The sequence below is a fragment of the Cellulosilyticum sp. genome (assembly GCF_982396655.1).
Window position 1 is genome coordinate 1 of sequence record NZ_CEVXFV010000055.1, and the last position, 26,542, is coordinate 26,542.

The window sequence follows — 26,542 nt, forward strand, 5'->3', positions numbered from 1 at the left end:
GAGCAGAGGACTGAAAATCCTCGTGTCGCTGGTTCGATTCCGGCTCTGGGCATTTGTCATGGGTCACTAGCTCAGTCGGTAGAGCACTTGACTTTTAATCAAGTTGTCCGGGGTTCGATTCCCCGGTGGCTCATAATTTATAAAGAAGTCTTACATTTAATGAATAATTAGGTGTAAGACTTCTTTTTTATTATAAAATTGGTTATAATAGGTAATAAATAGTGAGTAAAATGGATTTATAGGAAGATAGGGGAATGTAGAAATGAATAATTATCTTACAGAGCAAGATATCGAGAAGATGAAAAAGGAAATAGAATATAGAAAAGTTGTAGTTCGTAAAAAGAGAAATGAGGAAGTAAAAGAAGCGCGTGCACATGGTGATTTAAGTGAAAACTTTGAGTATAAGGCTGCAAAAAGAGAACGTGGAAGAAATGAAGGGCGTATTAAATACTTAGAGAAAATGATTAAGACCTGTACAGTTATTGAGGATAATACTGCAAGTGATGAAGTTGGCTTAGGAAAGGTAGTAACCGTTAATTTTATAGAGGATGATTTCTGCGTAGATTATACTATTGTTACAACAATGGAAATGGATGTGGTTAATAATAAGATTAGTATTGAATGTCCTTTAGGAAAAGAGATTTATGGAAAGAAAGTTGGACAAGAGGTGGAAATAGATTCGCCGGACGGAAAATATATGGTAAGAATTGAAGCGATAAAAAACTTATAAGAAATAAGAAAAGCTGTAATAAATTGCGACAAGCTTGAATATACATTAGTAACAATGTGAGGGAGTTGTTGCTATATGAATCAAATAGGATTTAATATTTTAAGAAGAGCACAGGATAATGCAAAAGAAGCAGATAAGCTATCAACCTTTTTTAAAGAGAGAGGTGTACAGCTAAAGGAAGTACGACGTAATCCTGATAGATATGCTGATATGATTAAACAGTATAGTAAGATTTGTATTAATGAGGGGCTATTTGAAGAAAGTAGGGACCGCTTACAATTAGAATTTAATAGGCTGTGTGAGTATCATCAACGAAATGAAGAGGCATTGACAAAAGAATTTATGGGAATTGCAAAAGAGATTATTCTTACTATGCCAGAGGAACTGATATGATAAATAAAGGAGGAGGTGTCGCGAAACTTTTTATAGTTTCACGATATCTCCTTTTAATTTGGGGAGATACAGGGGATATTTATTGTATTTAGTTATATATTAATGTAAACTTATACGGGTAGAATTTATCACGGATATTAGTTTGGATTTTTATTTTAGAATAAGGATATATAGTTAAAGAAAATTAATTTGGTAGATTGTAGTATTATACTAGGACTATGTAGATATGAAGATTTACTTTAAGTTTTACTAAAAGATTAATAGAGAAAAGAGTGATTAAGTGAATGCACCTTTATATAATGAATTAATAGCATATAGTAACTCTAAGTTAGCATTTCATATGCCAGGACATAAATTTGGAAGTATAGCAGATTTAAACAAATTAAATTTATCTTCATTAGATAATACTGAAGCCATGGGATTAGATAACTTATATGAGGCAGAAGGTATTATTAAGGAAGCAATGCTTCTTATGGCTGATTTTTATGGAGCTAAGGATAGTGTATTTTTAACAAATGGTTCGACAGCAGGTGTCATTACTAGTATATTAGCAACTTGCAATGAGGGCGATGAATTAATTGTGGCTAGAAACTCACATCATAGTGTATGGAGTGCTTTAGTGTTAGGTGGCATAAAACCTATATACATTAGCCCAGAATATATACAGAAAGATGATATTTTAGGTGAGGTTACAGTTGATACTGTAAGAAGGGCATTTGAGACACATCCAAATGCTAAGGGAATTATTATTGTAAGTCCTACTTATGAGGGAATCGTATCGGATATTAAGGGAATTGCAGAAGTTGTACATGAATATGATAAGGTTTTAATAGTTGATGAAGCACATGGGGCACATTTTGTGTTGGGCAATTGTTTCCCAGTTAGTAGTACTAGGCTAGGGGCAGATATTGTAATTAATAGTATGCATAAAACATTGCCTGCACTTACACAGAGTGGTGTATTACATATATGCTCTAATAGAGTGAAGTATGACAAAATTATAGAGACGCTTAGAATGGTACAAACAAGTAGTCCTTCTTATATGATGATGGGATTAATGGATTATATACGTTGTTATATATTGGAACACCATGTATTAATTAAGAAGCAGTATGTAGATGAATTAGTGGCAATGCGTCAGAGGTTGAGACAATTACAAGTGTTGAGACTTGTAGAGGGGACACCACATGCATATGATATTAGTAAGGTAATCATTTCTACTGCGAATACTAATATAAGTGGCTATCAATTAGCGAGTGTATTAAATAAAGAATATGGTATTGTGGTAGAAGCTGCACTTGATACGTATATTATTTTAATGACGACTATGGCAGATACAAGAGAAACTTTAACTAGATTAGAGCAAGCATTAAGATATATTGATTCTTGTTTAGAATATCGCCAAACATATGAGGGAATTAATAATTTTATGAGTCGTGAAATTGTATTAGGTGAATGTCCTAGATCAATTCATTATGGTAATAAGGTATGGGAAACATTAGATGAGTGTGTAGGTAAGAAATCGGCTAATAATATTATGTTATATCCACCAGGCATTCCAATCATTTGTATTGGTGAGGTAATTAGAGATGAGCATATTGATATGATTCGTAGATTTAGAAGTAAGTTACAGGGTATTAAGAGATTAGATAATCAAATACTAATACATGTTGTATAGTACATGGGTACATTAGAAGTTGGAGGTACAAATGGGAAAAATATTTTGCTTGATGGGAAAGAGCAGTTCAGGTAAAGATACTATATTTAAGAAGTTACGAGAGAGAGATGAATTAGGATTAAGACCGGTGGTAACTTATACGACTAGACCGATGCGTCAGAATGAGACTAATGGTGTAGAGTATTACTTTATTAATGAGGAGACGTTAAAGGAATATGTTACAGCAGGGAAAGTAATCGAGAAGAGAGTTTATCATACTGTATTTGGCGATTGGTATTATTGCACTATTGATGATGGACAAATTAAGTTAGATCAAGAAGATTATTTATTGATTGTTACTTTAGAGGCATATAATAGTTTGAAAAAATATTTTGGTGAGGAGAATGTGGTGCCTTTATATGTAGCACTTGAAGATGGGGTGCGATTAGAAAGGGCATTACAAAGGGAAAAACAAGAAATAACACCTAATTATGATGAAGTATGTAGAAGGTTCTTAGCAGATAATCAAGATTTTAGCAAAGAAAATTTACAAAGCAGTGGTGTAGAAAAACAATATATTAATATTGATTTAGAGAAATGTATAGAAGAAATTACTGAGGATATATTAAAAAATAAGGAAAGACCGAAATATAATTAAGAAGTGTTTAAATTTATATTCCTTGGGTATGCTTTAAATAGAAGAATTTAAACTTGAAATAGAGGAAAGACTGTCCTATTATAAAAGATAGTAGGATTGAGGTAAGGGAAAAATACACATTATAGTAAGTGGGGGATGTTATGGCTAATATACAAATTAGTCAAATCCAAATGCCAAAGCTGAGGGATTTGCCAAGTGTTACAGAGAATAAGGTTGATAAAGGATTTCGCTTTACGTTACTTAGTCAATTAGATGATTCTGAGCTAAATGATAAGCTTAAAGCAATGATTGAGGATATTACAACACAGGGACAGAAGATTGCAGAGCATATGGACATACGAGATATGAAGGTATATCGTAGTATGATTTCTAATTTCTTCGGTGAGGTAGTAGCTAATTCACATAAGTTTTCTAGAGAAAACTTTTTGGATAAGAGAGGACGCCATAGAGTATATGGTGTGGTTAAATTAGTTAATGATAAATTGGATGAATTAGCTAAGGAATTAATTAGTACTGAGAAAAATCAGATGGAGATATTAAATCGAGTAGGAGAAATAGAAGGACTCGTTTTAGATATTGTGACTTAAATAGTGGGATTTAAATGTTCGTGGAATTATACACGAACATTTTTTGTAGAGTAGGAAAGTGTGGTTTTTAACCTTCTTGTGTCTAAGCTCAAAATTTGAGTTGAGAATGTGATGTTAGTCGCGTTACTTTGAAGAGGTAGAAAGATACATTTTATAAAATATAAAAGTTGATGAGGATAGGTTATGGAAATATTTCAAAATATTATAGGGAATGAAGGTGCCAAGGAGTATTTTAATAGGGCGATTAATAAGAAACAGTTATCGCATAGTTATATTTTTGAGGGACCATATGGTGTAGGAAAAAATACTTTTGCGATAGAGCTGGCAAAGACCATTATGTGTGAAGGTGAAAGTAAGCCATGTAATGAATGCCCTTCATGTACAATGATTAATGCGAGAACGCATCCGGATTTAATTGTCATAGAGAAGGATACGAATGTAACTAAAGTTGATAACATTAGGGAGCATCTAATTCGTGAGATGGAGATTAAACCATATCGTAGTGAACATAAGATTATTATTGTAAAAGCGGCAGATACAGTTAATGTACAAGGGCAAAATGCCATGCTAAAAACTATTGAGGAACCACCTGGTTATGGCATTATTATTTTAGTGTGTGAGAATATGGGGAGTTTATTGCCAACGATTAAGTCTAGATGTATTACAGTACGCTTTAATCCTCTTAATAAGGAAGAGATGGATGCATATTTAGTAAATCGTGGTGTAAGTGGCACACGAAAGGATGTTATTAGTAAGTTATCAGATGGTAGTATAGGCGTTATTAATGATATCCTAGAGGACGAGCATTATATGGACATTAGGCAGCAAACTGTAGGCTTTATTGAAAGACTAGAAAAAGCTAACTTAATGGAGATTTATGATTTAGTTAAAGAGATGACAGATTTAAAAGATGATTTGGAGCAGATTTTGAAGTTTTGGCTCCTTTGGTATAGGGATGTGGCAGTGTATAAAACGTCTAAAAGTAGAGATTTGTACTATATTGATTACCAAAAACAGCTGTTGGACATGTCTAGTAAATTAACGTATAATAAAGTTAGTCAGAATATAGAACACATTAAAAAGGCGATTTTAGATATAAAACAGAATATATATAGTACATTTGTAATAGAGAATTTATTATTGCAGCTGAAGGAGAGAAAAAAATGATAACCGTTATAGGAATAAGGTTTAGACGTGCGGGAAAAATTTATTATTTTGAACCGGAAAACGTAACTTATGAGCAAGGTCAACATGCTATCGTTGAAACCGCGCGTGGTATAGAGTATGGCGAAGTTGTTATTGCTAATAAGGAAATAGATGAATCAGAAGTTGTACAACCTTTAAAAAAGGTAATTCGTTTAGCTACGCCTGAAGACGATGAAAAATATAGACAGAATAAAATTAAAGAAAAAGAAGCATTCTTTATTTGTAAAGAAAAAATCATTAAACATAAATTAGATATGAAACTCATTGATGTGGAATATACATTTGATAATAACAAGGTATTATTCTACTTTACATCTTATGAGCGTGTAGATTTTAGGGAGCTTGTAAAAGAGCTAGCGTCTATTTTTAAAACACGTATTGAACTTAGACAGATTGGTGTTAGAGATGAGACCAAGATGTGTGGGGGTATAGGTATTTGTGGACGTTCTTTATGTTGTAATACATTTTTAGGAGACTTCCAACCTGTATCTATTAAGATGGCCAAAGAACAAAGTTTATCACTTAATCCTATTAAAATTTCTGGGATTTGTGGTAGACTTATGTGCTGTTTAAAATATGAGCAAGATTGTTATGTAGAAATTAGAGATCGTTTACCAGTTGTAGGTGATACAGTTATTACACCAGATGGTAAAGGTGAAGTGCTTTCAGTTAATGTTTTACGTGAGCAGGTTAAAGTAGCTGTTAAGAAGAAAGATAAGGATGAAAAGGAAGCTATCATGTATCTTGCTAAGGATTTAAAAATTATTGGTAAGAAGAAAAAATGCGGTGGTGGCTGCTGTGGAAATAATAGAGGAGATATCGATAAAGAGTATGAAGGATTTGACTTTAGTTCGCTCGAATGAGAGAGTAGATGATTTAGAGAGAAATGGATATAGACTCATACAAAATCCCGAAGTGTTTTGCTTCGGGATTGATGCTATTTTGTTAGCACATTTTGCAAATGTAAGGAGTCAGAAACAAAAGATTTTAGATATAGGAACAGGGACAGGCATTATTCCTATCGTTATGCATGCTGTTTATGGAAAAGGACATTTTACAGGTATTGATATTCAAGAAGAGATGATCGAGATGGCTTCTCGTTCTGTGAAGCTTAATGAAATTGAAGCAGATGTGAATATGAAGGTAATGGATATTAAGGACTATAAAAACCATTTTGAAAGTGGCACATTTGATATTATTACATGTAACCCACCTTATATGAAAGGTCATGCAGGATTAAAGAATGAACATCCTTCTAAGACTATTGCAAGACATGAAGTCGCATGTACATTAGAAGATATTATACAGGCAGCAGGGTATATGCTGAAGTATGGTGGGAAAATGTGCATGATTCATAGACCACATCGTTTAGTCGATATCTTTTGTACAATGAGAAAGTATAATATTGAACCTAAAGTAACACGTATGATTTACCCTAAACAAGGGAAGGAGCCAACAATGGTGCTTGTAGAGGGCGTTAAGAATGGAAAACCGGAGCTTCGTGTACAGAAACCACTCATTGTATATAATGATGATAATACGTATACGGATGAAATTTTAGAGATTTATGGTAAAAAAGGCCGTCAGGAAGAAAAAATATAGAGCAGCTAGTAGTAGAAAAGAGGATTCAAAATATGGAGTATGGGACACTTACTTTATGTGCAACGCCGATTGGAAATTTAGAAGATATCACATATAGAGCAGTCAGATTAATGAAAGAGGCGGACTTTATTGCAGCAGAGGATACAAGACATACTAAGAAGTTATTAAATCATTTTGAGATTCATACAAGACTAATTAGTTATCATGAGCACAATAAAGTTGAAAAAGGACCTGAATTAATTCGTTTATTAAAAGAGGGAAAAAATATCGTACTTGTGACGGATGCAGGAACCCCTGGTATTTCTGACCCTGGTGAAGATATGGTGAAATTAGCTTTAGAGGAAGGTATTACAGTAACATCTGCACCAGGAGCAGTAGCTGGAATTACAGCTTTGATTATTTCTGGGCAAGTGACTAGAAGATTTATTTTTGAAGGGTTCTTACCAGCACAGAAAAAAGAAAAAGCACAAGTTTTAGAGAGATTAAAAAATGAGACTAGAACAGTTATCCTTTATGAAGCGCCACACCGTTTAATTAAAACTTTAGAAGAACTTCGCATGGCAGTAGGTAATAGAGGAATTACTGTAACGAAGGAATTAACTAAAAAATATGAAACTGTTTTTAAGACAACACTTGATGAGGCTATTGCATTTTATAATGAAGAAGAGCCTAGAGGTGAATATGTTTTAATATTAGCTGGTAAGGATGAACAAGAGCTTCAAGAAGAGATTAAGCAAGAATGGACAAGCATGAGCATTGAAGATCATATGCAGTTTTATACTGATAAAGGAATGGATGAAAAATCAGCTATGAAACAAGTTGCTAAAGACCGCGGCGTGAGTAAACGTGACATTTATGCTTATATACATGCGTAAGCCTCAATCTAAATGATATATAGTTAAGAAATTTAGAGGTTAATATACTATGGGCTATAATATGTTTTATGACATATAGAGAAACAAATTAAAAACTTGAAATATACATGTAGGTAAATTGTTTTATCTCAATGATTTCACATGACTAAAAATCATGAATAACTAAAATTTATAAATGTGAAATCTATAAGATGGAGCATGGCATATTTAAAAATAATAATTAAAAGAGGCTTGTTAGGGAGAATGGAGATTCTACTTAACAAGTCTCTTTCTGATTTGAGAGTTCTAGAGTGCTAGGTTTAGCAAAGAAGATAACGAATTCAGTGCCTTCCCCAAGTGTACTATAAACAAATATTTTTGCTTGATGGGTGGCACAGATTTGATGGGCTATTGCAAGTCCTAAACCCGTACCACCTGTATTTTTATTACGGGCTTCGTCTACGCGGTAAAAGCGTTCAAATAAGTGTGGGATATGTTCTTTTGGGATACCTATTCCATTATCCTTTACAGAAAGAACGATATTTTGTTTTGTAATGGCGCAGCCTAGAGTGACACAACCACCTTCAGGGGTATATTTAAGGGCATTATCTACTAGGATACGAATAAGTTCTTTGATGAGCGCAGGGTCACCGACGAGTTGAACATTATCTTCTACTTTAGAAAGTAAATCGTGTTCATCGTCTATAAAGCTCGTTTCTTTGAGTACATCTCTGCATATTTTTGAGAGGTCTATAAGCTGCATTTCTACTTTTAAGGTATTTTTATCACTACGAGATAGAAAGAGTAATTTTTCTAAAAGATTTTTCATATTGGCTGTTTCTTGCGTAATGGACTGAATACTTTCTTCTAGGATTTTAGGGTCATCTTTTCCCCATCGATTAAGCATATCTGTATAGCCTTGAATGATAGCTACGGGTGTACGTAGTTCATGTGAGGCATCGGAAGCAAATTGTTTTTGGCGTTCAACAAAGACTTCAATACGATCCATCATTTCATTAAAGGTGAGTGCCAAGTCTTTAAGCTCATCTTTTGCACCCTTAGTATCAAGGCGTGTAACTAAATCAGTTCCTTTGATTTCTTTAACTGTTGTAGTCATATCCTTAAGTGGTTTTAACATTTTCTCGACAATATGTTTTCCAAGTAAAAAGAAGATTGCCAAGGAAATAAGCATCATGATTCCCATAAGTATGGAGAATTGCATAATTAAAGAATCAAAAGAAAGATTTTCTGATTGTGCCTGCTCTAAAAAGATACTTGTGCCAATAAAGTAGGTGATTGCAAAGAGTAATATATATAGACCGCTATAAAGTAAATTAATTTTAAAGGCAATTGAAAATCTAAATCTATTAAAGAATATGCTTACGGCTTTTAGAGCTAATAAGAATATACCATTTATAAGTGCTAGTAGGGCCTTAATAGTGAAAGCTATAGATGCATAAATTAAATAAAATGACTTTTTAATGACTCGCCACATCTTTTATTTGATACCCCATTCCTCTAATAGTATAGATTAATTTATCCTGGAAGTTTTGATCAATTTTATTTCTGAGATAACGGATATAGACATCTACCACATTGGTATCACCTAAATAATCATAACCCCAAACTTTTTCTAGAATTTGTTCCCTAGTGACAACTAAGCTTTTGTTACGCATGAGATATTCTAGAAGCTCGAATTCTTTTTTGGTGAGTGCGATAGGTGTAGTTTCATAACTAACTTCATATTTCTCGGGACATAAAGAAAGTTTGCCACAGGTTAATACTTCTTGCGTCATGGACGTAGAAGAAGATGGTGTTTTTAGTTTAAAGAGCACACGGATGCGGGCTAGGAGTTCTTCAATGGCAAAAGGTTTTGTAATATAATCTTGGGCACCTAAATCTAGCCCCATAACTTTATCCATAACGTCATCTTTGGCAGTAAGCATGATAACTGGTAAATCAGAAGTTTGGCGAATACGGCGTAGTACTTCCATGCCATTAAGAGAAGGAAGCATGACATCGAGAATCACTAAATCAAAGTTGCCATCTAATGCTTTACTGAGTCCTTCTCTACCATCATGAGAAAGGTCAACACTATACCCTTCATGCTCAAGTTCAAGTTGTAAAAAACGTGCAATTTTTACTTCGTCTTCTATGATTAATAATTGCTTCAAGGAATCACCTACTTTTTATATTTATATGATGTTAGTAACTTTCTTATATAAACTAAGTATACTAGAGTTGAACTATTAAAAAAATATATTTGTGCTATTTATATGATGTATATATAGTTAGAGTTGGTTTCTTTATAATTAGAGACACCAGTTATGAATTTGAAATAGGCATCTTGTAAATTAGTTGCGCTAGATGTGAAATCTATGTATAAAACAGCTAGTATTATGCCTATAGTTTAAATATAGACAAATACATATATATTTAAACAGATGTTATAAACAAGCACGAGTCTTATACGTAATACAAACTTGAAAAGGGCTGCTAGCACCTAGGTGTAAGCAGCCTCTTTTCGAGGGGTTATTTTGAAAACTCATCAAATGTTGAATTAATTTTATTGGCTAAGTCATTGTCACCTTTGATATGAATGCGTACACCAAAGACAAGAGCAATAATAATTGCAACGATAGATACATGGAAGCAAAGAATAATTGAAATTAAAGCAACAGAAAGTGGTACATCGATGTAAGTGCGATCTTTTTTCTTCATGATGAAATTAGTGGCATTTAATTTATTAATGAAGTTTGTAATTTTTTCACTAGTAGAATTATGATTTGTGTTATGTGCGGTAGTGGCTGTTTTAATTTTTTCACCTTTTTCAAGGAGAAGTAAGGCTTCTAATATATCGCCATTAGCCGCTTCAAGAGCAGCTTTTGCTTCGGCATATGAAACGTTGGCACGTTGCATGATTAAATCTATTTGTTCAAGCGTAATTTCCATACTATACAACTCCTTTTTTAGTATACTTAGCTATTAGAAAAGGATAGGATAAGATAGCTAAGTATAGTATTTAATAACTTTATTTTAGAATAGAAAACTTAGAAAAGAATAAGTGAAACATTAAAATTTAATGAGAAAATGTTGAGTTAAATTTTTCTGCAACCTCATTCTCACCTTCAATATTCATTTTAACACCTAGTACTAAGGCAACAATGATTCCAATGAATGAAAATGGTAAGCAAACGATGAAGAGGAGAATGGCAACTGCTAATGGTAAATTAATAAAAGTATGTTCTCCTTTTTTCATAATGAAAGAAGATTGATTGAGGTTATGAATGAAACCCTTGAGACGTTTACCGCAACTTTCTTTTGGCTGAGGAGCTGGTTTGATTTTTTGATTTTGTTCAAGTCTAAGAAGTGCTTCTACCATATCCCCAGTTGTTTGCTCAAGTGCTTCTTTAGCTTCAGCATAAGATACGTTGGCACGTTGCATAATTGCATCGATTTGTTCTAAAGTAATATTTGTCATAATTAATCTCTCCCTTAAAAACTAAATTTGATTTATTTGATGATGTTAGTATAAGGAAGATAGATTAGAGAAAAATAAATGATTTATTAGAATTCTATGAGAAGTAGGTAATAAAAAGATGAGAAGAAAAAAGACAAAAGAGACTGTACACACTTGTAACAGTCTCTTGTATATAAAATCTATATTGTTTTAAAAGAATCAAAGAGTGAAGAGGCAAAAATATCTGAGTCTTCATCTGCTTCGATAACACATTCATCTTCATCCCCTATATAGAAGAGAACTTTATCACCTTGAATAAGCCCTAAGTTAAGGTGTAAGTTTGTTTTCATGCCAAGGAGAAGTTCTTTTACTTCCTCTGTAAGGGAAGCAATAATCATAGAGAAACCTTCCTTTTCTTCTAAAGTTTCTTCAAGTGAACCAAGTTCATCTGCATTTTCGATGATGTGAGTTGCAGCTAAGAATCTATTTTTAAAAGTAGTTACTTCAGAAGTTTCGTCTGTAGTATTTGGGAAATAGATATTTACTTTATCACATCTATCGAAGAAGAATTTTAGAATGTCAGAAAGTAAGTTTAAATCTATAGTAGATAGTTTTGAATAGCGTCGCATAAATAGTAAGCTCCTTATCTTTTGTGCTTATATGAGTTTTTATATTTTTATTATACCCAAATCATAGCGCGGTATCAATGATAAGCTATTAAGAGATCAGCCATTCATAGGAAAATTCCTGTTTAAAGGTATCTAAGACTTGATTGTAGCTGCTAAAACCTTCGTCCATTAAACGATGAGATATAACAGCTTCAGTATCCTTATTGGCAAAGCTGTTCCAAATATAGTACAAAATACCTTCGGCAGAAAAATCCTTAAGCACTTCACGAGTGTGTGAGAAATCTTCTTTTAATTGTGAGGATGCATAGGGTGCGGAAATTATAGGATTAAATAAGTTTTCATCAAGATAATTTAATAACTGTTGTTTTTTGTTCATAACTATACATAACCTCCTTTTTCATATGGTATGAACTATAAATTTAAACCCGTATATTCTAAATAAGAATAGGGGAAAGCCCCTACTATATAAATATGAAGATATTAATGAATATATGCATATAATATATGAAATATGAATTAAATCTTCAGGGATATTTAGCCTTTTTTCGGGGTAGATATTTAGTATGTTTACTTTCTAAGAAAAATATACATCCTTAATATGTATTTTAAAATAAATAAGGGTATAGAAATAATTAAAAAAACATTATGTTATAATAAAATTAAAAAGATAAGTGAGGCAAGGTTAATGAAGGTAATGACATTTAATATACGTGCGGATAATGTACTTGATATTAATAATAGGTGGGAAAAAAGAGCTCATTTAGTATATGAAACAATCAAATATTATGACTGTGATATTATAGGTCTACAAGAAGTAACAGAGAAAATGCATAGGGACATTTGTAATAACATGAAAGACTATACAATATTAGGCTTAGGACGAACTAAAAAATTCTTTTCCGAAAAAAATAGCCTTTTAATTAAAAAGAAATATAGTGTTTTAGAACATAAAACTTTTTGGCTTTCAAAGACACCAAGTAAAAGTGGGAGTACAGTATGGTTTTCATTGTTTCCTAGAATCTGTACAACTGCCGTATGTCAGTCAGAATCAGGTCAGAAAATAAGGATATATAATACACATTTAGATTGCTTATCGGCTAAGGCTAGAGAATTTGGGCTTAAGAAGATTATAGAAGTTATGGAAAAAAACTATGAGAAAGAGCAGTTACCTTGCATTTTAATGGGAGATTTTAATGCAACTCCTAATAGTAAGTTAATGAAGAATTTCAAGGATGGGACATATACTAGTAAAAAACTTTTTGCTGTACAAGATGTTAATGAAGCACTTTATAGCAAAACAACCATGAGTATGTTCAAAGGAAGAGAAAAGGGCGTGCATATAGATTATATTTTTGTATCTGAAGAGTTTGAGATAGAGAATGCAGAAGTAATTAAGTATAATAAGGCAGGAAAATATCCATCAGATCATTATCCAATCGTGGCTAAATTAAAGATATAGGGGGAAAAGATGATTAATATTCAAGATGAGGACCAATTTGAAGAAATAAGTATCACTGACTGTGACATAATGGAGGTTAATGCGAAGTATGTAGTGTTTCGCGAAGTTATTTTTGAAAATGTAAAGTTTTTTGATGTCAACTTAGAACGTGTAGACTTTATTCATACTAAGTTTATTAACTGTGACCTATCTAACATTAATTTAGAAGAAGCAGTATTTCATTACTGTGAATTTAAAAATTGCAAATTAATTGGGACACACATGGTAGATGCGTCTACTAGGGAGATTAAATTTGAAGCATGTCATTGTGATTATATAATGTTAGGCGGGAGTAATCTTAAGGATGTAAGCTTCATACAATGTAAAATGAATCAAGCAGGATTAAGTATATGCAAAATGAAAAACGTAATATTTAAAGAATGTGAGATGCAACGTGTAGATTTTAGTGGGACTAAGCTTAAGGAAATAGACTTAAGTACGTGTAATATAGAAGGAATTAATGTAAAACTTGAAGATATTAGAGGTGTTAAGATATCACCTACCCAGGCGGTAGAATTTAGTAAAATGCTAGGGGCAGTAGTGGTAGAAGTTTAAATAGGACTAGTTATTTACGAGGGACTTAAAGTAGTAAAATATTTAAAAGGGAGATTAAAAGGGAAGAGGGGAGCAAGATGATTGAAAGAGGTGTGAAGGGTAATCTTATAAAAGAAATTAACTATAAGAAGATATTACAGTTATTGTGCAAGGGGGAAGAATGGACAAAGCTTGACCTCGCAAATACATTAAAGTTAAGTATACCTACAGTAACAACGAATATTAATGAACTTAAGCAAATTGGTATCATTGAAGAAGTAGAATCAGATATTTATACAGGTGGTAGAAGGCCTAAGATTATTAAAAGCATTCCGAATTCGAGAGTGGCCATTGGTTTAGGAATAACAAAGTCAACAGTAACAGTTGTAATTATGAATCTTAAAAATGAGGTTCTTATCAAGAAAGAAAAGGAATACCTGACAGACCATTTTATTGACTATATTAAAGTTGGAAAGAGTTTAGGGGATGAATGTTTATTTGAACTTGGCATCAAAGAAGAGCAAGTTTTAGGAATAGGTATCTCAATCCCAGGTACGATTAATCAAAATAAGCAGGTAGTTGAACATACTAATATGGGATATAGCAATATACAGTTAAGTGATATTTATAATTTATTTAATTACAGCGTCTTTATAGATAATGAGGCTAATTTATCCTTATTAGCTGAAAGACAGCAAGGAGCATATGAAGAATTTGATGACTTAATTTATATAGGTATTAATGAAGGTTTAGGTGGAGGGATTTTCATTGCGGGTAAACTCTTCAAAGGAATTAATGGACGTGCAGGTGAATTTGGTCAGATGCAGATTGAAGATTTCCAAGGAGAAGAATTGATAGAATCAGGAAATGAGGTAGAAGACTATATATCAACTAAAGGTTTAATTGATAAGTATAATACTTTAAGTCTTAAGAGGATTAATTACTTTGCAGAATTTGAAAGGCTGATTAAAGAAGAAGATGAAGTTGCAGAAAAGGTTTTACTTAAAGCAGTTCAAGTTTTACATATGGTTATTTATAACTTAAACATGATATTTGATATTCCAAACTTTATTATTGGTGGGAAGGTTGGCAGGCTTATTAAGGAAGAACAGATATTTAATATAAGTATATTTGAAGATGAAATGTTAGGTCTTAGTGACTTAAATATATATTTTTCAGATTTAAGAGGTACTACGGCTATGGGAGCAGCATTATTACCACTTATTGATTTATATACAGTAGGATAAAAAAAGATATATGAAACCCTATAAAAAAGCTGAAAATTAGCTTTTTTTATAGGGTTATTTATATGTTGTCATTGACAGGTCTAAGATGTAGTTGAATATGCATTAATATGAAAGAAATGAATATTTACAAAATTTAATTTTAGGGCGTATAATTTGATTAATGGTGGGTAGTTAGGTATAAAGGCTACTCATAATAAGTGTTTTAAGCGAAAGGGGAGCTTTAAAATGAAAAGATGGAAAAAACGTGTTTTTTCAGCAGTAACCTCCTTGGCAATGATGACCTCTGTTATGCCAGGTGTACAAGCTGCGCAGACAAATGATGTTTACAGCACCGGTGATAGCACACCAATCTTTTGTCAGTTTTATGCACAGAATCAGAGTGGTAGTTGGGATTGGATGTCAGTAGGTGGGCAAAATTTAACATTAGGGGAAACGACAAAGCTTGAATTTAGTGCACTTGATGAAGAAGGTAATAGCAAGTTTGCTGTAGCAACGGATGATGCAGCATTTGGTTTCCAATTTGGTGATAGTAAATTGGTGGCTGGAGATAGCAGCAAGGTAGACTTAACAATTGATGAGATTGTCATTAAGGCAGATGGGTATGAAGATTTAGTTATTGATCCACAACAAAAAAATTATGCAGTAGATTATTTAGCAGAAGAGGTATCTTGGGGAGTTCAGGGAAATACAACAAGTGTTGACTTAAAGTCATACTTAGGTGATGATTTCCTTCCATACTTAAATGCAATTACAAGTTTCGAAGCAACGGTTACTTTAAATAACTATGAATATACGGCTAAAGAAGAAGAGAGTACAGAGGATACAAAGGGTGAAGCTATTTACCAAAAAGGTGATTTAAGTGAAATATTTACTCAGTTCTACTTACAAGAGAATGGTGGAAACTGGGCATGGTATTCACCAGGTAGCGAAAAACTTATATATGATGAATCAAATACATTTACATTTAGTACATTAAATGTAGATGGCACAAGTATATTTGCGGATGCAGGTGATGATTACTTATTTGGTATTCAATTTGGTGATGGTAAATTACAAGATGGTGATAGAGGAATCTTTACAGCTAATATTGATGAAATTGTCATGAAAGCAGATGGATATGATGATGTAGTTGTAAAATTAGATCCATCTGAATATAACGTAGATTACATTGCACAAGAAATGTCTTGGGGAATGCAAGGTCATTCAACAATGATTTCTCTTAGAGATTATGTGCCTGGAGACTTTGTAAGCTATGTTAAAGCACTTACCTCTTTACAGGTAACAATTAGTTGTAGTGATTATACATATATTCAGAAACCAGCTGAAGAGCCTGAATTCCCTGAAGGATACACACACCCTACAGAAATGCGTGGCTTAACAGCAAAGGAAATCGTAGCTGATATGGGACTTGGTTGGAACTTAGGTAATACCCTTGAGTCATTAGGCGGCGAAACAAACTGGGGAAATCCTAAAACAACAAGAAAAATGATTGATACAGTTAAGGCAGCAGGCTTTAATACAATCAGAATCCCTGTAACGTGGGATAATGGTGCAGGAGAAGCACCTGATTATACAATTAGCGATGAATACTTTGATAGAATTGAAACAGTTGTTAACTATGCATTAGTTAATGATATGTATGCTATTCTTAATATTCATCACAGTACAACAGATTGGTATTTCACAACACCAGAATTAGAAGAATCAGCTGCAGACCACTATGCAAAACTTTGGGAACAAATTGCTGATAGATTTAAAGATTATGGTGACCAATTAATATTTGAAACAATGAATGAGCCACGTAGTAGTGAATCTGATTGGACAGGAGACCAAACAGCATATGATATTGTAAATCACTTTAATAGAGTTTCATTAGCAGCAATTAGAAATAGCGGTGGAAATAATGCAGATAGACTTGTTATGTTCCCTCCATATGCAGCATCATCTAATTATGCAGGAATTGCAGCTTTAGAAATTCCAGATGATGATATGGTAGCAGTTTCAATTCATGCGTACTTACCTTATTCATTTGCAATGGATACCTCAGCAACAAGTACAACACAGTGGGGAACTGATGCAGATAAAAAAGAACTTGAAAATGTATTTGCTTCATTAGATAAAGTATTCTTAAGCAAAGATATTCCAGTAGTTATTGGTGAATTCGCCTCAACTAATAAAAATAATACTGAAGCACGTGTAGCTCATGCAAAATACTATGCACAACTTTGTAAAGCATATAATATACCATGTGTATGGTGGGATAATGGAGCTGGCGAGGCTAATACAACAGATGCAATGGGATTATTAGATAGAAGAAGACTTGAATGGGTATATCCAGAAATCGTTAAAGCTTTAGTTGAAGGTTATAATGGTGATGTAATAGATATTCCAGATTCAGATTTAATCTTCAAAGGTGAAGCAACATCAACGGGATGGGGTCAAGCATTATCACTTACACCAGGTTCAGACATTATGATGAATGAACTTGAAGAAGGTGTAAGTATTGCTGTAGCATATCAAAGTGAAACAGCACCAGAAATTATTTTACAAAGCTGGTCAGGCGGTCCATCATGGGTTAAAGTAGCACCAGCAAAAACAGAAGATGGTGTAGCATACTTCAAGTATGAAGATATGGTAGCAGCATATGCAGCAGAAGTAGAAGATTATGAAAGCTATGGAGAAGAGTTCCCACTCTTAAATCAAATCCATATCGGAGATACAGGTTCAGATCTTACAGTAACAAAAGTTTATTTCTCATATACAGTAGATGACAGCATCATCTTCAAAGGTGAAGCAACATCAACAGGATGGGGTCAAGCATTAGCATTCACACCAGGTTCAGATATTATGATGAGCGAACTTGGCAAAAACGTAAAAATTGCTGTTAAATATGAAAGTGAAACAGCACCAGAAATTATTTTACAAAGTTGGTCAGGCGGTCCAGGATGGGCTAAAGTAGCACCTGCAGAAGTAGTAGATGGTGTAGCATATTTCACATATGAAGATATGGTAGCAGTATACTCATCAGAGATGGAAGATTACGAGAGCTACGGCGAAGCATTCCCACTTTTAAACAAATTATATATTGGAGATACAGGTTCAGACCTTAAAGTAACAAAAGTTAACTTCGTATATCCAATTAAAGTAGAAGATGCATACTTCAATGAATTACCAGCACTTTATGAAAATGATACAGTAGATTTAAATGATTACTTAGTTGTTTTACCAGAGGATGCAACAGATAAATCAGTAAGCAAATGGGCAAGTAGCAATGAAAAAGTAGCTACAATTGATGAAAATGGTCAGTTAACCGCAGTAGCACCAGGTTATACAACAATTACAGCAACATTATCAGATAATGGTATGGAAGTTACTTATGATTTAGAGGTAGCAATCAAATTTGAAGCAGAATACAAAGTAAGTAGCGATTGGGGTACAGGTGTAAATGCCGAAATAGTACTTACAAATGTTCAAACACAGCCTATTAATGATTGGACATTCGAATTTGATTATGATGGTGAAATCGTGAATATATGGAATGCAGAAATCATTTCACATGAAGGTACACACTATATCATTAAAAATTTAGGATGGAATAAAGAAATTACATCAGGAAGCAGCCTTACAGTTGGCTTCACAGCAAATTATGAGGGAAGTATATCAGAGCCAGCAGGCTATAAATTCTTAAATGCACTTCCAAAGGATAGCAATATTACTTATGAAGTTGTACTTGATGTAACAAATGCTTGGGATAATAACTTTACAGCAGAAATCAAAATTACAAATACTTCTGAAGAGACAATTGAAAATTGGGTATTAGAAGCAGAAATTACAGGGACAGTTACACAAATTTGGGGCGGAACAGTTAAAGCTCAAGATGGCAACAAATATACATTTAATAATGGTGATTACAACAAAGATATTGCGCCAGGTGAAACTGTAACAATCGGTATAACAGGCACAACAGATAGCGAAGTAGAACTTATGAGCTACAAACTTATTTAATATACGAAATGTATATTTCAAGGTTTTAGTTGGGTAATATAGATTTCACATTTATAAAATTTAGTTATTCATAGTTTTGAGTCATGTGAAATCATTGAGAGAAACCTATTTACCTACATGTATATTTCAAGGTTTTAGTTGGTTTCTTTCTATATATATAGAAAAAAGAGATTGATATGGTTATATGAAGAGAAGCCTTTAAGCTAATAAGAAGATTATTAGTTTAAAGGTTTCTTTTGCTTTATAAATATATTTCTTAAGAAATCTTAATGTTTAGTAGGCAAGAATATTAAGAAGTATGCTTTAAAATAGAAGTATATTAAAAATGACAAGGAGAGAGGAAATGAATAATAAGGAATATAAAGATTATCGTGTGCTAGATGAAGAAATAGAAGACTTAGAGATACAGCAAGAAGATGAAGATATAAATAATGTGGTTGTGTCAGAAGAAATAGAGCATAAGGGAGATACTCAGGCAAGTTTAGAAAAATTAGCATCAGATATTATAGATGTAGAAGCGATAGAATCTCAAGATCAAGCATCAATTAGTGATAAGGTTCAAGTCGTAGTCTATACACCAATTCTTACAGAAGAAGAGGAAAACTTACAAGATACTACTCAAGATATTAATCAAGATATCTATAGAGAAGATATTTATAAAGAAGATATTTATAAAGAAGATAAGCAAGATTATCAGAAAAAATTACATGAAGAAGAACTTAATAAGAAATATGAATATAAACAAACTGAATATAAGAATGAGCAACAAGAAACTACTAAAGATACATCATTTACGAGTTATGTACAAGCAGATAAAGAAAGAGAACGAAGCTTTCTTGCAAAATGGAGCATAAGGCTTGCTAAACTTATTCTATTTATTATGTTATTACCTGTAATAGGCATTATAGGTGGTGGAATATTAGCCATTGCTGGTGGGGTTGCCGTTGGAATATTGATTTGCATTGGTGGCGGCTTACTTATATTAGGAACAACATGTTTTGTAGCGACTCAAGTGAATGCAATGATTATAGCATTAGGAGTATCATTAGGTATTACAGCAATATCTTTTGGCATGATTATATTAATTTTATGTATCATGCTTATCAAAAAGGTGAATCAGTTGATTCATGAACGTAAGATTACTAAAAAAAATAAAGAGGTGAGATAAGATGAAAAAGTGGCTAGTAGCCTTAACAATTATATGTGGAGCAGGTTTTCTAACAAGTGCTAGTTTAGCAGGAAAGATTTATTTCCAAGGCGCTAATATATATACGGATTATGATAAAAAGAATATAGATTTAACAAATATTAATAATATATATATTAACTCAGATATACCAGTAGAAATTAAACCAACTACAGGTGAGGCTTATGTAGAATTCAATCAAAACTTTGAAGATATTTTAGGAAAAAATCCTGAGTTTGAATTAACGGTAGAAAATAAAGATAAAAGCTGTTATATCAATCTTAATCAGACAAAAGACATTGAGATTTGGTTTATGATTAAAAAAGATGAGGCAGCACTTACAGTATACTTACCAACGAAGGCATTAGATACACTTCAAATTAATCATGAGTCTTATAGAAGATGGAATTATGAAATTCCACAGATTGATTTAACAGGAATTGATATAAAGAATCTAGAGATTGCTCAAAATTATACGGCAGTCTCATTAGATGGTAAATATGAAAATATTGATATTACAAGTGGGGGTTCAAGTACAGTTAAAATTAATTCAAAACAAAAGGCTAATGTAAGACTTGAAGGTGAAGCAACTTATACTTTAGATGGGCTTTTTGAAACTGTACAAATTAATGGGCGATATGAACCGATTAAGATAAATACATTAGAGCCAGCTAAAGTAAATATAGAAGCATATCGCAGTAATATAAAACTAGAAGGAAGCTATTCTAGTGTAAAAGTATTAGGTGATGATAATGTTATTAATGTAAAAACAGCTACGTTAAGTGACATAGATATAACAAATACTTATGGGAACATAGTGCTAGATGGTCCACTTAATATGGTTAAAGTAAATAATGAATGTAGTGAGATTGATATACAGACAACGACAAATCCTAAATCAATTGAAGTAAGTGGGGAACAAAATAACACAGTTCTAAGACTTCCATCTAATATTCCAGGGTTTAAAATAATGTATATGCAAGGCAATACAAATGATTATGGCTATGAAATGAATCAAGACGGAGAATATATTCAAACATCAAGAATAAACAGTGACTTTACACTTAATAAGGTCAATAACAACACATATACTTATGGGGACAGTTCTTCAAAATTGATGCTAGAAGTAGAAAGTGGGCTTAGAATAGTAGATAATGGTTATATGAGTGCTAAATAGAAAGGCAAGGGAAGCAAAATGCCAAAAAAAGCAAGGAAAGAGAAAAAACCTAAGACAGGTCTAAGACAATTATATCAAGGCTGTAAACAAAGATTAAAAGAGTCTTATATCGCATTAGAAAGTAAAACTAAAAAGAGCATTCGTTTAGAAATTTTATGGATAGTAGGGATATCTTTCATTATAAGCAGCATAACATTCTTTTGTGTTGCTAAAGTCTTACATGCCACAACTGGTGAATATAGTTACACAAGTTATGAAGAAAGTAGGAATGAAGTTGAAAATAACTTTTTAGACACTGTAAAGAGGCTTAATGCATTACAAGGAAATTTAGGTGAGTATATTAGTCTTGCAGAACTATACACAATCAGTCAGGAAGATGAGACTCTTGCAATCACAGATTTACAGCAGTATTTAACGACGATAACAAATGGTAAGTTAGTATTTAATCAAGCGGTAACAGAGGCGAAAAAAGAAGAAGTATCAGATGCAGTACCTGAAGATAAGGTATCTGAAGATGCAGTAATTTCAAATACACAAGTAGCTAGCGAGGCGAATGAAGAAGTAGCTACAGTTACACAGCTTTATAAGCAGTTAGCAAGGTTGCAACAATTAGGAGAGTGGGATGACCAGAGGGCAGAAGCTATACTTACTCAGTATCTAAAACAAAATAATGTAGATACGCAAGAGATTGCATTATTAGCAGCTCAAGCAGAGGTAGAAAATCTAAGAGAAAGAATTAGTAGCTATAGTGAGAAGGCAGATGTCTATTTAGTAGATAGTACTGGGCAATTAATTTATAGTGATGGATACATTGAAAAACTAGATTTGGTAAAAATTATCCAATCCGTGAATAATAGTGCGGATGAAAATAATAGCGCATATAAATCAATTTATCCAGTTATTATTAACGGACAAGTATATTATATCTTTACAGAGGCAACTTTAGAACAACAAATCTACTATGGGCATAATGAAGGCGTTGGAAACATAATAGGTTTTATTACAGCAGTAGGCATATTTATTCTATTACTTACAAGACTTACAAAGGATAAGATAGCATATATAGAATATCTTTCAAGTTGTCTAGGCGAAATTTCTAAAGGGGATTTATCTTATAAGATAGATATCATAGGAGAAGATGAATTAGCACAGGTAGCACGTAATATTACAATAATGGAACATGAAATTAAGGCACAGATTAAGGCACAAATGAGTGCAGAGAAAGCTAAGAATGAATTGGTTACAAATGTAGCACATGATCTTAGAACACCATTAACATCAATCATTGGATATATAGGCTTAGTGAAGGATAAACGTTATGAGACTGAAGAAGAACATGATAAATATCTCAGTATTGCTTATGATAAATCAGAAAAATTAAAAGTAATCATTGAGGATTTATTTGAACTCACTAAATTACATCAAGATGGTGTAAAATTAAATAAGGAAATTATATCAATTAGCAGTTTGCTTAATCAATTAGTAGAAGAACTGATGCCACTTGCAAATGAAAAGGATATAGAAATACAGACCTATATTGAACCAACTACAGCAGAAGTAGAGGTAGATGTTGCGAAAATTACAAGGGTATTTGAAAATCTTATTGAAAATGCCATCAAATATAGTGAGTCAGGTAAGGCTATCTATATTGAACTTAAGGAATTTTCTAAACAGGTATATGTTGCAGTAAGCAATCATTGCGATAGTATTCCACAGGAAGAAGTAGAGAAATTCTTTGAACGTTTTTATAGAGCAGATAAATCACGAAATAGCCAGGCAGGTGGAAGTGGGCTAGGTCTTGCAATCGCTAAGAATATAGTAGAGTTACATGGCGGAAGAATTAATGCTAAGGTAAATGGCGATTTAATTAGTTTTAAAGTAGGTTTACCAAAATGCAGAAATGAAAAATAAATGATAAGGTAAGGTGGGAAGATGGAGCAGGAAACAATACTCATAGTAGATGATGAAAAGGAAATCAGGGATCTAATAGAGATTTATCTAAAAAACGAAGGCTATAAAATACGCACAGCTGGTACTGGACTTGAAGCATTACAAATAGTAGAGGCAGAACAAGTAGATCTTATTATTTTAGATGTAATGATGCCGGTTGTTAATGGGATTGATGCATGTATTAAAATCAGGGAGCAGCATAATGTACCAATTATTATGCTTTCAGCTAAAGTAGAAGATATAGATAAAATATTAGGTTTATCAGTAGGTGCAGATGATTATTTGACAAAACCCTTTAATCCATTAGAACTCATTGCTAGAGTAAAGGCGCAACTACGTCGCTTCACTAAACTCAACCTCCCAGCACAGTCTAATATAAGACGATTAGAAGAAGGCGATCTTATATTAGATTTAGATACAGGACAAGTCTATAAAAGAGGGATAGAAATAAACCTCACACCAACAGAACTCAGCATATTAAAGTTACTTTGGAAAAATAAAGGCATTGTATTTAAGATAGAGACTATCTATGAAAGAGTTTGGAATCAAGAATACATTGCTAATAATAATACCGTTATGGTTCATATCAGAAAGCTTCGTGAAAAAATAGAAGATAATCCAAGAACCCCAGATTATATTTTTACGGTATGGGGCGTAGGTTATAAGTTTGGAGAATAGTTAATATAAGAAATAAGAAATAAGAAAACACATATAGATAAGACTTAAACTATATGTGTTTTTTTTATAATTAAATGATAGAAAAAACGTAAATACTAACTATTCTTAATATAATAGAAATGTGCTACAATGAACTTTATACATATAAAACAACTTATGGGGGGAGAAACATGAAAACAACAATAAAACAAATATTAGGCTATATAATTATACTAACAATAATTGCTTCAATAATATGGTTCATGATGTATAAGCTTAATGAAAAGCTTAAATTAGAGCAAGGTAATAAAAGTGCAGTAGAAAAAGTTTTACTAATATAGGGATAACAAAAGTTCATAGATATGAAATGAATATAGAGAAAGTTGAAATGTACCTCCAAAGGTGATAACGTATATAAGATAATTGACCTAAAAATTACTAGATTATAAAGTCACTAGCTCATAAGGAGGGAACATGGAAAGGCATATAGATTTAACAACGGGCTCTATAATGGATAAGCTAATTAAATTAGCAATACCCATCATGGGCGTTTCTTTTATACAAACTGCATATAATCTAATTGATATGATATGGATTGGCAAGTTAGGAAGCAATGCGGTAGCAGCAGTAGGAACAGCAGGATTTTTTACATGGTTAGCGGAAGCATTTATTATGATTGCTAAATTAGGTGTTACAATTAAAGTTTCACAGAGTATCGGACAAAAAGATTATAAAAAAACAAAATCCTACATTATAAGTGGATTACAAATTAATTTATGTTTAGCTATGATATACAGTATATTTTTACTCATTTTCCATAATGAACTTATACAATTTTTTAATTTAGGAAATGTAGAAGTTATAGAAATGGCAAAAATATACCTTATTACTGTAGCTATAGGAATGCTGTTCTTCTTTTCTGGCCCAGTATTCAGTGGAATCTTTAATGGCATGGGAGATAGCAAGACACCATTTATTATTAATACAATTGGTTTAGCTTTCAATATTATTTTTGACCCAGTATTAATATTTGGTTGGGCAGGTTTCCCTAAATTAGGTGTATTAGGAGCTGCAATAGCCACAGTTACAGCTCAGATAATTGTAACAGCATGTTTCATAATAGCTATTATAAGGAAGAAACTAGAGTTCTTAACCCTAAATGTTCTTCAAAAACCACAGTGGAATCTAATAAGAGAAATCACACATATCGGGCTACCAGGGGCATTACAGAGCGGATTATTCACAGTATTCTCTATGGTAATAGGACGTATTGTAGCTTATTGGGGAGCAGTACCAATAGCTGCACAAAAAATAGGTTCACAGATAGAAGCACTATCATGGCTCACAGCTGGCGGCTTTTCAACAGCTATTTCTACCTATGTAGGACAAAACTATGGTGCAGGAAAATATGAGCGTATTAATAAAGGTGTAAAGGCAACAATGTGCTTATCTACAATAATAGGTATATGTACAACACTACTATTAATCTTTGCTAGAGAACCACTTATGAAAATATTTGTGGCAGAGCCGGAGACAATAGCAGTAGGAAAGCAATACCTACTTATATTAGGATATTCACAATTATTTATGTGTGCTGAGATTACAATCACTGGTGCGTTTAATGGTATAGGTAGAACATATTTACCTAATATTATTAGTATTATTTTAACTGGTTCTAGGATTCCTTTATGTTTGATTTTAGGAAAATCATTAGGATTAGATGGAATTTGGTGGAGTATAAGTATTACAAGCATATTAAAAGGGGTTATACTCGTAATCATCTATTACTATTTAAAAAACAAAAATAAATTAGTTAATAATATGCAAGATATGGCATGTGAAGCCTAAACTAAATATGACCAGAATAAATGCATATAAATAAAGAGACTATATGTAATATAGATTTCACGTTTATAAAACTTAGTTATCCATAGCTTTTAGTAATGTGAAGTCATTGAGAGAAAACTATTTACCTACATGTATATTTCAAGGTTTTAGTTGGTTTCTCTATATAAATTAATCACTTTAACAAAACAGCTAGAAAAGTATGGATAAATATATAGCACAGATAAAAGGTTAAAGTGATTAATTTAAAGAAGTATATATTAAACTTATAATAAGCGTGATATATACTACACATATAGTCTCTTTTTATTATTATCATTATAAATGAATAGGGATAGTTATATAAAAGAGACATATGTATAAATGAATAATAAAAATAAGAAGAAAGGTGAATAAAAAGCTTTTTATTTGCATAATATAATAAGGCAGTGGATAAGCTAGTATAGTAAAAAAGCTTATAAAATCAATGTTTTTATGTGTAAACATAAAAAAAGAAAAAAACTTATAAAAAAGTGTTGACTTATGATGTTATATGCTGTATTATTATACGAGTCAGCAGCGAACAGCGCTGACAACGAAAAGCACTAAAGCTTAGAAATGAACTTTGAAAACAAAATAGTAATCATATAAACCAGTCGATTCATTAAAGTCTTTAAAAAGACGAGAA

At 32.4% G+C, this 26,542-nt stretch carries 25 protein-coding genes and 1 tRNA gene; 20 read left to right on the forward strand and 6 right to left on the reverse strand.

What is annotated here, in order from left to right:
- The first annotated feature begins 60 nt into the window (after positions 1-60).
- The 10 genes from AC1VAQ_RS17280 to rsmI all read left to right on the forward strand — a co-directional run bounded on the left by AC1VAQ_RS17280 (position 61) and on the right by rsmI (position 7,708).
- Positions 61-133, forward strand: a tRNA-Lys gene (locus tag AC1VAQ_RS17280).
- Positions 134-262: 129 nt separating this feature from the next.
- The gene (greA, locus tag AC1VAQ_RS17285; RefSeq protein WP_302598882.1) at positions 263-730 is read left to right on the forward strand and encodes a transcription elongation factor GreA; all 468 of its coding nucleotides are present in this window, start codon (positions 263-265) and stop codon (positions 728-730) included.
- Between the two features lie 75 nt (positions 731-805).
- The gene (locus tag AC1VAQ_RS17290) at positions 806-1,123 is read left to right on the forward strand and encodes a hypothetical protein (RefSeq protein WP_302598884.1); all 318 of its coding nucleotides are present in this window, start codon (positions 806-808) and stop codon (positions 1,121-1,123) included.
- 280 nt (positions 1,124-1,403) lie between these two features.
- Positions 1,404-2,801, forward strand: a complete 1,398-nt coding sequence (locus AC1VAQ_RS17295; protein ID WP_479904271.1) for an aminotransferase class I/II-fold pyridoxal phosphate-dependent enzyme — start codon at positions 1,404-1,406, stop codon at positions 2,799-2,801.
- 31 nt (positions 2,802-2,832) lie between these two features.
- On the forward strand, positions 2,833-3,438 hold the full coding sequence (locus AC1VAQ_RS17300) for a nucleoside/nucleotide kinase family protein (protein ID WP_302598886.1): 606 nt from the start codon (positions 2,833-2,835) through the stop codon (positions 3,436-3,438).
- Positions 3,439-3,578: 140 nt separating this feature from the next.
- Positions 3,579-4,025 (forward strand): YaaR family protein, encoded by a 447-nt coding sequence (locus AC1VAQ_RS17305; RefSeq protein ID WP_302598888.1) that lies wholly within the window; start codon positions 3,579-3,581, stop codon positions 4,023-4,025.
- A gap of 183 nt (positions 4,026-4,208) precedes the next feature.
- Positions 4,209-5,192, forward strand: coding sequence for a DNA polymerase III subunit delta' (holB, locus tag AC1VAQ_RS17310; RefSeq protein WP_479904272.1), 984 nt, complete (start codon positions 4,209-4,211; stop codon positions 5,190-5,192).
- A complete protein-coding gene (locus AC1VAQ_RS17315; protein ID WP_302598891.1) occupies positions 5,189-6,094 on the forward strand; it encodes a PSP1 domain-containing protein in 906 nt (301 codons plus the stop codon). Before holB ends, AC1VAQ_RS17315 begins: the two co-directional genes overlap by 4 nt.
- Positions 6,063-6,833: a tRNA1(Val) (adenine(37)-N6)-methyltransferase gene (locus AC1VAQ_RS17320; protein WP_302598892.1), complete on the forward strand. Its 771-nt coding sequence runs from the start codon at positions 6,063-6,065 to the stop codon at positions 6,831-6,833. The genes AC1VAQ_RS17315 and AC1VAQ_RS17320 overlap by 32 nt, the downstream gene beginning before the upstream one ends.
- A 32-nt stretch (positions 6,834-6,865) precedes the next feature.
- The gene (gene rsmI / locus AC1VAQ_RS17325; protein ID WP_302598893.1) at positions 6,866-7,708 is read left to right on the forward strand and encodes a 16S rRNA (cytidine(1402)-2'-O)-methyltransferase; all 843 of its coding nucleotides are present in this window, start codon (positions 6,866-6,868) and stop codon (positions 7,706-7,708) included.
- A 256-nt stretch (positions 7,709-7,964) separates the two neighbouring features.
- On the opposite strand, the gene AC1VAQ_RS17330 is transcribed toward rsmI, so the two are convergent.
- The 6 genes from AC1VAQ_RS17330 to AC1VAQ_RS17355 all read right to left on the reverse strand — a co-directional run bounded on the left by AC1VAQ_RS17330 (position 7,965) and on the right by AC1VAQ_RS17355 (position 12,152).
- Complete coding sequence (locus tag AC1VAQ_RS17330; protein ID WP_302598894.1) at positions 7,965-9,182, reverse strand: sensor histidine kinase; 1,218 nt, start codon at positions 9,180-9,182, stop codon at positions 7,965-7,967.
- Complete coding sequence (locus AC1VAQ_RS17335) at positions 9,166-9,861, reverse strand: response regulator transcription factor (RefSeq protein ID WP_479904273.1); 696 nt, start codon at positions 9,859-9,861, stop codon at positions 9,166-9,168. Before AC1VAQ_RS17335 ends, AC1VAQ_RS17330 begins: the two co-directional genes overlap by 17 nt.
- A gap of 358 nt (positions 9,862-10,219) precedes the next feature.
- Complete coding sequence (locus AC1VAQ_RS17340; protein WP_302598896.1) at positions 10,220-10,639, reverse strand: DUF4342 domain-containing protein; 420 nt, start codon at positions 10,637-10,639, stop codon at positions 10,220-10,222.
- Between the two features lie 127 nt (positions 10,640-10,766).
- Complete coding sequence (locus tag AC1VAQ_RS17345; protein WP_479904274.1) at positions 10,767-11,168, reverse strand: DUF4342 domain-containing protein; 402 nt, start codon at positions 11,166-11,168, stop codon at positions 10,767-10,769.
- A gap of 179 nt (positions 11,169-11,347) precedes the next feature.
- Complete coding sequence (locus tag AC1VAQ_RS17350) at positions 11,348-11,776, reverse strand: hypothetical protein (RefSeq protein WP_302598898.1); 429 nt, start codon at positions 11,774-11,776, stop codon at positions 11,348-11,350.
- An 88-nt stretch (positions 11,777-11,864) separates the two neighbouring features.
- A complete protein-coding gene (locus tag AC1VAQ_RS17355; protein WP_302598899.1) occupies positions 11,865-12,152 on the reverse strand; it encodes a hypothetical protein in 288 nt (95 codons plus the stop codon).
- A gap of 309 nt (positions 12,153-12,461) precedes the next feature.
- Between AC1VAQ_RS17355 and AC1VAQ_RS17360 the strand changes: the two genes are divergently transcribed.
- The 10 genes from AC1VAQ_RS17360 to AC1VAQ_RS17405 all read left to right on the forward strand — a co-directional run bounded on the left by AC1VAQ_RS17360 (position 12,462) and on the right by AC1VAQ_RS17405 (position 25,878).
- A complete protein-coding gene (locus tag AC1VAQ_RS17360) occupies positions 12,462-13,235 on the forward strand; it encodes an endonuclease/exonuclease/phosphatase family protein (RefSeq protein WP_302598900.1) in 774 nt (257 codons plus the stop codon).
- A 9-nt stretch (positions 13,236-13,244) separates the two neighbouring features.
- Complete coding sequence (locus AC1VAQ_RS17365) at positions 13,245-13,829, forward strand: pentapeptide repeat-containing protein (RefSeq protein ID WP_302598901.1); 585 nt, start codon at positions 13,245-13,247, stop codon at positions 13,827-13,829.
- 77 nt (positions 13,830-13,906) lie between these two features.
- Positions 13,907-15,055 (forward strand): ROK family transcriptional regulator, encoded by a 1,149-nt coding sequence (locus AC1VAQ_RS17370; protein WP_302598902.1) that lies wholly within the window; start codon positions 13,907-13,909, stop codon positions 15,053-15,055.
- 225 nt (positions 15,056-15,280) lie between these two features.
- On the forward strand, positions 15,281-19,060 hold the full coding sequence (locus AC1VAQ_RS17375) for a cellulase family glycosylhydrolase (RefSeq protein ID WP_302598903.1): 3,780 nt from the start codon (positions 15,281-15,283) through the stop codon (positions 19,058-19,060).
- A 343-nt stretch (positions 19,061-19,403) separates the two neighbouring features.
- Positions 19,404-20,228 (forward strand): hypothetical protein, encoded by an 825-nt coding sequence (locus tag AC1VAQ_RS17380; protein ID WP_302598904.1) that lies wholly within the window; start codon positions 19,404-19,406, stop codon positions 20,226-20,228.
- 1 nt (position 20,229) lies between these two features.
- The gene (locus AC1VAQ_RS17385) at positions 20,230-21,423 is read left to right on the forward strand and encodes a hypothetical protein (RefSeq protein WP_302598905.1); all 1,194 of its coding nucleotides are present in this window, start codon (positions 20,230-20,232) and stop codon (positions 21,421-21,423) included.
- 18 nt (positions 21,424-21,441) lie between these two features.
- On the forward strand, positions 21,442-23,334 hold the full coding sequence (locus tag AC1VAQ_RS17390) for a sensor histidine kinase (protein WP_302598907.1): 1,893 nt from the start codon (positions 21,442-21,444) through the stop codon (positions 23,332-23,334).
- Between the two features lie 21 nt (positions 23,335-23,355).
- On the forward strand, positions 23,356-24,051 hold the full coding sequence (locus tag AC1VAQ_RS17395; RefSeq protein WP_302598908.1) for a response regulator transcription factor: 696 nt from the start codon (positions 23,356-23,358) through the stop codon (positions 24,049-24,051).
- A gap of 170 nt (positions 24,052-24,221) precedes the next feature.
- Positions 24,222-24,371: a hypothetical protein gene (locus tag AC1VAQ_RS17400; RefSeq protein ID WP_302598909.1), complete on the forward strand. Its 150-nt coding sequence runs from the start codon at positions 24,222-24,224 to the stop codon at positions 24,369-24,371.
- A 133-nt stretch (positions 24,372-24,504) separates the two neighbouring features.
- Positions 24,505-25,878 (forward strand): MATE family efflux transporter, encoded by a 1,374-nt coding sequence (locus tag AC1VAQ_RS17405; protein WP_302598910.1) that lies wholly within the window; start codon positions 24,505-24,507, stop codon positions 25,876-25,878.
- Positions 25,879-26,542: the final 664 nt, after the last annotated feature.

Coding starts and splice junctions, on each gene's coding strand:
- greA (WP_302598882.1), top strand. CDS start 263: ATGAATAATTATCTTACAGAGCAAGATATCGAGAAGATGAAAAAGGAA.
- AC1VAQ_RS17380 (WP_302598904.1), top strand. CDS start 19,404: ATGAATAATAAGGAATATAAAGATTATCGTGTGCTAGATGAAGAAATA.
- AC1VAQ_RS17360 (WP_302598900.1), top strand. CDS start 12,462: ATGAAGGTAATGACATTTAATATACGTGCGGATAATGTACTTGATATT.
- AC1VAQ_RS17350 (WP_302598898.1), bottom strand. CDS start 11,776: ATGCGACGCTATTCAAAACTATCTACTATAGATTTAAACTTACTTTCT.
- AC1VAQ_RS17400 (WP_302598909.1), top strand. CDS start 24,222: ATGAAAACAACAATAAAACAAATATTAGGCTATATAATTATACTAACA.
- AC1VAQ_RS17315 (WP_302598891.1), top strand. CDS start 5,189: ATGATAACCGTTATAGGAATAAGGTTTAGACGTGCGGGAAAAATTTAT.
- AC1VAQ_RS17340 (WP_302598896.1), bottom strand. CDS start 10,639: ATGGAAATTACGCTTGAACAAATAGATTTAATCATGCAACGTGCCAAC.
- AC1VAQ_RS17365 (WP_302598901.1), top strand. CDS start 13,245: ATGATTAATATTCAAGATGAGGACCAATTTGAAGAAATAAGTATCACT.
- AC1VAQ_RS17300 (WP_302598886.1), top strand. CDS start 2,833: ATGGGAAAAATATTTTGCTTGATGGGAAAGAGCAGTTCAGGTAAAGAT.
- AC1VAQ_RS17290 (WP_302598884.1), top strand. CDS start 806: ATGAATCAAATAGGATTTAATATTTTAAGAAGAGCACAGGATAATGCA.
- AC1VAQ_RS17330 (WP_302598894.1), bottom strand. CDS start 9,182: ATGTGGCGAGTCATTAAAAAGTCATTTTATTTAATTTATGCATCTATA.
- rsmI (WP_302598893.1), top strand. CDS start 6,866: ATGGAGTATGGGACACTTACTTTATGTGCAACGCCGATTGGAAATTTA.
- AC1VAQ_RS17305 (WP_302598888.1), top strand. CDS start 3,579: ATGGCTAATATACAAATTAGTCAAATCCAAATGCCAAAGCTGAGGGAT.
- holB (WP_479904272.1), top strand. CDS start 4,209: ATGGAAATATTTCAAAATATTATAGGGAATGAAGGTGCCAAGGAGTAT.
- AC1VAQ_RS17385 (WP_302598905.1), top strand. CDS start 20,230: ATGAAAAAGTGGCTAGTAGCCTTAACAATTATATGTGGAGCAGGTTTT.
- AC1VAQ_RS17405 (WP_302598910.1), top strand. CDS start 24,505: ATGGAAAGGCATATAGATTTAACAACGGGCTCTATAATGGATAAGCTA.
- AC1VAQ_RS17390 (WP_302598907.1), top strand. CDS start 21,442: ATGCCAAAAAAAGCAAGGAAAGAGAAAAAACCTAAGACAGGTCTAAGA.
- AC1VAQ_RS17355 (WP_302598899.1), bottom strand. CDS start 12,152: ATGAACAAAAAACAACAGTTATTAAATTATCTTGATGAAAACTTATTT.
- AC1VAQ_RS17345 (WP_479904274.1), bottom strand. CDS start 11,168: ATGACAAATATTACTTTAGAACAAATCGATGCAATTATGCAACGTGCC.
- AC1VAQ_RS17320 (WP_302598892.1), top strand. CDS start 6,063: ATGAAGGATTTGACTTTAGTTCGCTCGAATGAGAGAGTAGATGATTTA.
- AC1VAQ_RS17375 (WP_302598903.1), top strand. CDS start 15,281: ATGAAAAGATGGAAAAAACGTGTTTTTTCAGCAGTAACCTCCTTGGCA.
- AC1VAQ_RS17395 (WP_302598908.1), top strand. CDS start 23,356: ATGGAGCAGGAAACAATACTCATAGTAGATGATGAAAAGGAAATCAGG.
- AC1VAQ_RS17370 (WP_302598902.1), top strand. CDS start 13,907: ATGATTGAAAGAGGTGTGAAGGGTAATCTTATAAAAGAAATTAACTAT.